At 68.5% G+C, this 6,000-nt stretch carries 7 protein-coding genes and 1 pseudogene; 2 read left to right on the top strand and 6 right to left on the bottom strand.

Features of this window, described 5'->3' with window-relative positions:
* The 3 genes and pseudogenes from FHS37_RS33110 to FHS37_RS33100 all read right to left on the bottom strand — a co-directional run.
* Window positions 1-1,372: pseudogene (locus FHS37_RS33110) on the bottom strand (hypothetical protein); the annotation flags it as partial.
* Complete coding sequence (locus FHS37_RS33105; protein WP_184828097.1) at window positions 1,369-1,761, bottom strand: hypothetical protein; 393 nt, start codon at window positions 1,759-1,761, stop codon at window positions 1,369-1,371. The gene FHS37_RS33105 and the pseudogene FHS37_RS33110, both read right to left, overlap by 4 nt.
* Window positions 1,742-2,431, bottom strand: a complete 690-nt coding sequence (locus FHS37_RS33100; protein WP_184828095.1) for an RNA polymerase sigma factor — start codon at window positions 2,429-2,431, stop codon at window positions 1,742-1,744. The genes FHS37_RS33105 and FHS37_RS33100 overlap by 20 nt, the downstream gene beginning before the upstream one ends.
* Before the next feature lie 249 nt (window positions 2,432-2,680).
* Here FHS37_RS33100 and FHS37_RS33095 point away from each other — a divergent pair, with 249 nt between their 5' ends.
* Both FHS37_RS33095 and FHS37_RS33090 read left to right on the top strand, forming a co-directional pair.
* Window positions 2,681-2,935, top strand: coding sequence for a hypothetical protein (locus FHS37_RS33095; protein WP_184828094.1), 255 nt, complete (start codon window positions 2,681-2,683; stop codon window positions 2,933-2,935).
* 183 nt (window positions 2,936-3,118) lie between these two features.
* Window positions 3,119-3,628 carry a hypothetical protein gene (locus FHS37_RS33090; RefSeq protein WP_184828092.1) on the top strand — a complete coding sequence of 170 codons (510 nt, stop codon included), beginning with the start codon at window positions 3,119-3,121 and terminating at the stop codon, window positions 3,626-3,628.
* A 17-nt stretch (window positions 3,629-3,645) separates the two neighbouring features.
* Here FHS37_RS33090 and FHS37_RS33085 read toward each other — a convergent pair whose 3' ends face one another.
* The 3 genes from FHS37_RS33085 to FHS37_RS33075 all read right to left on the bottom strand — a co-directional run bounded on the left by FHS37_RS33085 (window position 3,646) and on the right by FHS37_RS33075 (window position 5,783).
* The gene (locus tag FHS37_RS33085; protein WP_184828089.1) at window positions 3,646-4,113 is read right to left on the bottom strand and encodes a helix-turn-helix domain-containing protein; all 468 of its coding nucleotides are present in this window, start codon (window positions 4,111-4,113) and stop codon (window positions 3,646-3,648) included.
* The gene (locus tag FHS37_RS33080) at window positions 4,110-4,556 is read right to left on the bottom strand and encodes a replication/maintenance protein RepL (protein ID WP_184828088.1); all 447 of its coding nucleotides are present in this window, start codon (window positions 4,554-4,556) and stop codon (window positions 4,110-4,112) included. Before FHS37_RS33080 ends, FHS37_RS33085 begins: the two co-directional genes overlap by 4 nt.
* Before the next feature lie 765 nt (window positions 4,557-5,321).
* Window positions 5,322-5,783, bottom strand: a complete 462-nt coding sequence (locus FHS37_RS33075) for a hypothetical protein (protein WP_184828086.1) — start codon at window positions 5,781-5,783, stop codon at window positions 5,322-5,324.
* Between the last annotated feature and the right edge of the window lie 217 nt (window positions 5,784-6,000).

Genomic DNA, 6,000 nt, shown 5'->3' with positions numbered 1-6,000 from the left:
GGGCCTGCGACTGCTCGGGTGCCGGGTCCGCCGTGGCCGGCTTCTCCGGGGCGGGGGCCTGCGACTGCTCGGGTGCCGGGTCCGCCGTGGCCGGCGGCGCGCTCGGCGCCGGGGGCGTGTGCTCGGGCTCGCTCGGTGCGGGTGTCGTCGTGGCCGGTCCCTCCGGCGCCTTCGGAGTCGTCGACGGCGCGGTCGTGGGAGCTGTCGGCGCCGGGGCGCTGCTCTCGACGGGCGCCGCCGGGGCGGTGCCTGTGCTGGGGCGCGTCGGCACGATCACCACGTCAGGGGTAGCACTGGCCGGGGGACTGGGCTCGATACCAGCGGCAAGCGCCACGATGTCCTCGCCTCCGGGCGCGCTCGGTACGGGAGTGGTGTCCAGGCCGAGAACGAGACGGGCGGCCACCATGGCGGGGGCGTCAGTCGTCGCTACCGCGGGACGCGCGATGATCCGGCCCACGTCGCTCTGGTCCAGGCCCAGCGTGCCCAGGGTGAGGGCAGCCAGGCGCGGCGGCAGAGGTGCCGCGCCGCCCATGGCGGTGGGGCCGACCGCACGGTCCGCGTCCACCAGGAGCTTCATGTACTCCGCGATCCGCTTGGAATCGGTGCCCCACAGCACGAAGCGGCCATGCATCTTCATGCCCGGGTACAACTCCCGGGAACCGTCCTGCCGCGCCCAAGTGTCCGCATAGTCGGCGTCGTAGAAGATCCGCAGACCGATGCGTTCGCTGCCGTAAGAGAACGTAAAGATCGTGGAGTCCGGGCCGGTGGCGGCCTTGGTGGACATCACCATGCCGTCAGCGTCGGTGCACTCCGCTTCAAGAACGCTGATCGGGTTGCACTCGATTTTGCTGGACCCCGCAAAGAACTGGAACTGCGAGTCGTCAAAGGGCGCTGCGGATTCCGCGGATTCCGAGCCGGCAGTGTCCACGGTGACGTCCGGGGCGCTGGTGCTGCTCTCCTCCGCGGTGGGGCCGGCGGTGTCCGTGTACCGGCCCAGAGCCCAACTCGCGGCCAGCGCGGGCAGGAGCGCGGCCACGAGGGCGGCCCGGCGACGGCGCTTACGGCGGGGGTCCTCCTTGTCGGCCTCCTCGGTTGGCTCGGCCAGCGGCCGTTCCACGCTCGGCAGCGTGGGGGTGTTCAGCCCGAGCATGTCGTCGAGGTCCCGGAACTCCGGGCACTGCTCCCGCACCATCCGCTCGGCGGCCTCAAGCGTGATGCCCGGGACGACGTTGCGCACATGCCGTACGGCGGTGCTGAACGTCTGGCGCTGCCTCATGAACAGGGTGCGCGTGCCGCCGACGTTGACCAGCATCGCGTCGGCCTTGAAGTTGCCGACGACGATGTCGATCTTGTCACTGCTGGAGGTGCTCAACTCTGGTGGTCCTTTGCCCGGCGGGCGAGTATCTCGGCAACCAACCCGGCGCTCTCCTGCAGGAGCTCGGGGGTGATCTCCTCGAGGTCCGAGATGATGATCTCGGCGCCGTCGGGGAGCTCGACCACCTCGCGGTGCAGTTCCGTCTCCTCCAGGCCGTCACCGGTGCCAGCGTCGTCGCGGCTCTCCAGCGGGTTCAAGGTCCGCATGAAGGCCGCCATCATGACGTCCTCGGTCTGCTTGATCCGCTCGGGGCTGCGAACGTGACCAGGGGCCAGGGCACCTGCTGCCATCAGGGCGTGTCGGGCGTCAGCGTCGTGTGGGATCGGGCCGCCATCGAGAGCACGCTCAAGGCGCTTGGCTGTCTTGTCAGCTTTGCGTCGCAACATGCTGGGCCCTCTCCTGCTTCGGCGCGGTCTGCACCCGTATCCCGACAACTTTCCCTCTGCCCATCGCAATGGCGAGCAGCTCCTCTTCCAGGTCGGCGGACGAGCCTCCCTCCGGCAGGACCTGGGCGAGACGGCGCAATGACCGTACCGTCAGGGTGCGTACTGCTCCCTCAGTCTTGCCCATAATCTGCGCAGTATCCGCCGGACTGCAGCCGTCGAAGAAACGCAGTTTCAGGCAGGTGCGCTGGTCGGGCTTGAGCTGGTTCATCCGCTCGGCGATGGCCTCGGCGAGCTGCCGGCGTTCGGCCTGCTGCTCCACCGTCAGGCCCGGCCGGGGCCGGTCGAGCTGGAGGTGGTCGGCCTGCAGGACCTCGGTGGGCCGCCGCTGTTCCTTGCGCAGGTAGTCGATGGCGGTGTTGCGGGTGATGGTGCTCAGCCAGGCGGTGAGGTTCGTGCCTGGCCGGTACCGGCCTACGTTCTGCGTCACCTTGATCCACACCTCTTGGGCGAGGTCCTCGGCGGTGTGCGGGTCACGGACGTAGTGACAGACCCAGTTGTAGACGGTCCTGTTCATGCGGCGGTAGAAGGCCCGCATCGCTGCGGGGGCGTCGCTTCCGCCCGCGGCCGCGGCCGCGATGAGCTGGTCGATGGTTGCGTCAGTGTCGGTCACGGCGTGAAGACCCCCCATGTGCCGGCTGTGCGCCCGGGGTTGCGGTTCGGACTGACCGGTGAACCCGTTGGGGCGGGGGAGGATCGTCTTCCGCTATGGCGCCAAAGCAGCATAACCGGCCAACTCGCGGCCGTCACCGTACAACTGTCCGATGGTCAATTTACCTGGGGTACCTGTAACCTTCGCGCTGCAGGTGAACGTCGGGAGAGCAACCCGGCGGGCGCCGTACCCGAACGAGAGGAGCACCTGATGACTTCGCACGCCCTGGCGCCCGTCCCGACCTCGGGAATCGACGCGGCCCTGATGCGGTTCCCCTACGAGCAGTGGATCCCCATGCCGGCCGCGGCCGCGCACATTCAGGACCTGGGCCTGTCACGCGAGAGCCTGACAACGGTTGTCCGTCTTGGCCGACGCCGCGGTGTCCTTCGCACCCGGAAGGACCCGGAGCTGCGCCTTACGTACGTGCAGCGGATCCATGACGCACCGTACCGCGACACCACCTGATCATGATTTCGGATAACGGGCCAGGGCGCCCCCTCCCTCCTTACCAGCCGCGCCGCAAGGCGCGTGAGCTGCGCGCGCGAAAAGCATCTAGGAGGAGGGGGCGCCCTGGCCCGTTATCCAGGACTGTCCTGGAGGGCAGTAGCGTGCGGCATACAGCCGTCTCGCCAGGGGAAGGAGCACACTGTGCCCAACTCTTTCGCCACGCTGTACGGCCCCCTGGTCGGGCTGATCTACGGTGCGCGTGCACGGGGTGACGAGGAGACCGCCCAGGAGGCGCTCGCGGAACTCCTCGAGGGCTACGCCCGGCTCGAGCGGTGCGAGATCGGCACCGTCGACGAACAGAACGAGTACATCATCACCAGGAACCTGGGCGCCCTCCCCGAGGTCCTGGAGGACCTCGGCGTGACCCCGGACCGGCTGCCCCCGCCAGCCGGCCGCCGCTCGCCTACGCCGCCGGCCGCGGTCGACACCGCGCGTCTGGCGGAGCACTTCGCCCGCCTCGTGGGCGACGCCCGGCCCGAGGCCCGGTTCACCGTCGACGAGCGCCCCCAGGACGGGATGCGCTACCAGGGCCGCCCGGCCCCGTACGCGGTCGTCGACCGCACCGACGGACTTCCCGTCGCCTGGTACCCGGACCGCGACTGGGCCTCGGTCGTCGCCGACACCGCCAGCCGGCTGCGCCGCGCCGGCTGACGTCCACCCGGCAGGAGTCAGCCGGCGAGCCGGAGTGTGGGCAGCGCCTCGGGCAGGGGCGCATCCTCCCCACCATCGGGGTCCGGGTCGAACGAAGTGCCTGACCGCGGGTCGGTCCCGGCCGGCAACGGCACAGTCTTGCCGGGGAAATTCAGCGGCCACAGGTGCGTGCTCTGGTCCTTAAGGTGGTTCACCATGTGCGCGGCCGACTCGTACGCGGCGAACAGCGGGTGAATCTGCACCTTGCCGTGCACGGTCCGCGGGTGGACCAGGCCCCGGTCCTTGAGATCCCCTATGGCACGCGACACCGACGGCACCGTGATGCCCAGGCGCTGGGCGAGCTCCTTCTGGGTGATGCGGACCAGGCCGGCGGGCTCCTGCCTCGCCTGCAGGATGTCGAAGACGTCCCGCGCGGTCTTGCCCAGGCCCGCGTCTGGCAGGCGCTCGAACATGTCGGGGTTGCGGACAAGCGCGACGTCGCTCATGACGGCCTCCCTGGCTCGGGGATCACGATGGTGTGCTCTCGGAGCGTCGCCGCCCCGAGTTTCGTCATCAGGGAGCGGTGTTTCCTGCTGCCCCACCGGTAGGTGTAGGTCGGGTTCACCTGGAGGACCCCCCTGCGAACCTTCCAGGCGAAATTGTGCGTGAACAGCTCGCCGAGTGCCTTGCTGACTTTCGGCTGCGAGCACCCGAAGTGGTTGGCCAGTTCCTTCTGCGTGGTCTGGAGCTGCCCGTCCTCATTGTGCTCGGTGGCCATGTGGTCGAGGAGGTTGCGGGCCATGCTCGTCAGGCCGAACCGCCACAGACTCGCCTGGATCACCTGGTCCACGCTGGTGTGGTTGCCGCTGTAGAACTGGTACTTCTGCTTCGGCGGGTCCGCGCTGATCGTTCCGCCGTTGGCGGCGACGTTGTCGAGCGCCTTGACCATGCTGCGGAGCAGGTCCTCGGAGGGCGCCGGCGCCGGAACGGGGGCAAGGCGCTGCGGGGCTACCGGCTGCGGGGCTGGGCGCCTTGCAGGTGTGGGCACTTGACCTGCTCCTTCGGTTGGTCTGACACGCAAAACTTACCACCCCGCGCAACTTTTGCAGAGATGTATTCGTGTGTCGCCGAGATGAGGTTGACCGGGTCGATCTATACCGCTAGGCGGAATACATCTGGCCCCTCGAGGCGGAGATGTATTCGCCCAGGCGGAATAGATCGCCGACGTTTCCGCAGGTCAGAGACCTGCTCCTATCTGACAGACACGGGGGTTCAGCGTGGGGGGTGGCTACCGCGTCATCAGGGGATGCCCTGTGGTCCTCGCGCAAGCGCTGCGGTCCTCGGGGCGGGCGCTGCCGAAGCCGTGCCAGGCGCGCCTAGTCTCGGGCCAGGGCAGGCAGCAAGGGGAAGCGTGGTAACTGTCCGGTGGGGGTCACCCGAAACATACGCGCACCAGCCCGTTCGGCTGCCCGTATCGCCGTGGCGTGCTTTCTGTGGCTGAGGTTCCAACAGGGCATGATCACCTTCTCCGCCAGAAGCGAGTAAGGGGACGTGTACCCCCGGTAACGGGTTTTAGTGGCCTGTATGCTCGGTGTCGAGCAGTCCTCCGCCCCCCGGGCTAGGTCGGGCGGGGAGGTCAAAGGGGCGCTGACCGGGCCAGGTTGGCGCCCCTTCTGCATGCCCCGGGCCTCCGCCAGGTCGGGCCCGGGAGCCTTCATCTTCGGACGTCGATCGCGGCCCAGGTGATGCGGCCGCCGTTGTCGCCGGCGTGTTGGCTGATCTCGGTGGCGATGCGGTTCACCAGGTACAGGCCCGGTTCTTCCTCGGGAGCGGGCAGCGGGCGGTCCATGTCACCCGCCGACACGAGGATGTGCTCGCCGTCGTAGGTGATGTGGACGACCAGATCAAGGCTGGCCTTGTGCCGGGCGGTGATGTCGACGAGCTCGGTGAGGACGTCCTGCACCATGGCGTGCTTCTCCGCAGCCTCGGGGGCCCCGTGCAGAAGGCGGGGGAGGACCAGCGCGGCACTCGCGCTGATGCTGTCGACTGCCTCCGTGGGGGAGGCCTCGGGGCCGATGGTGAAGTGCACAGAGCTCACCGTGCCCAGAGCGCCGGCGAGCATCTCCTCGAGGGAGCCCGCCGCCGGGTTGTGGGGTGTTGCGTCAGAGATGGTCACGGTTGACTCCGTCCCATGAGCCGCGACATGCGAATGTTAGTTCGAATGCTGGGATGCCCGGCCTGCGGCCGGAAACAAACCTGCTGATGTAGGCATGGCATAGCTCTCTGTGAGGGTTTGTGTTGCGGGCAGCACAAACTCCCGCAGTCGATCACGCGGAGTGGCCGGATGATCCGCTTCCGCACTCGGATCTTGCAATGCCGCACTCGCACCTGTC

Source organism: Streptomyces griseomycini, assembly GCF_014203535.1.
In the GTDB taxonomy this organism is placed as follows: Bacteria; Actinomycetota; Actinomycetes; order Streptomycetales; family Streptomycetaceae; genus Streptomyces; species Streptomyces griseomycini.
Note: the sequence above shows the minus strand (reverse complement) of the source record. Positions and strands in the feature narration are given on the sequence as shown.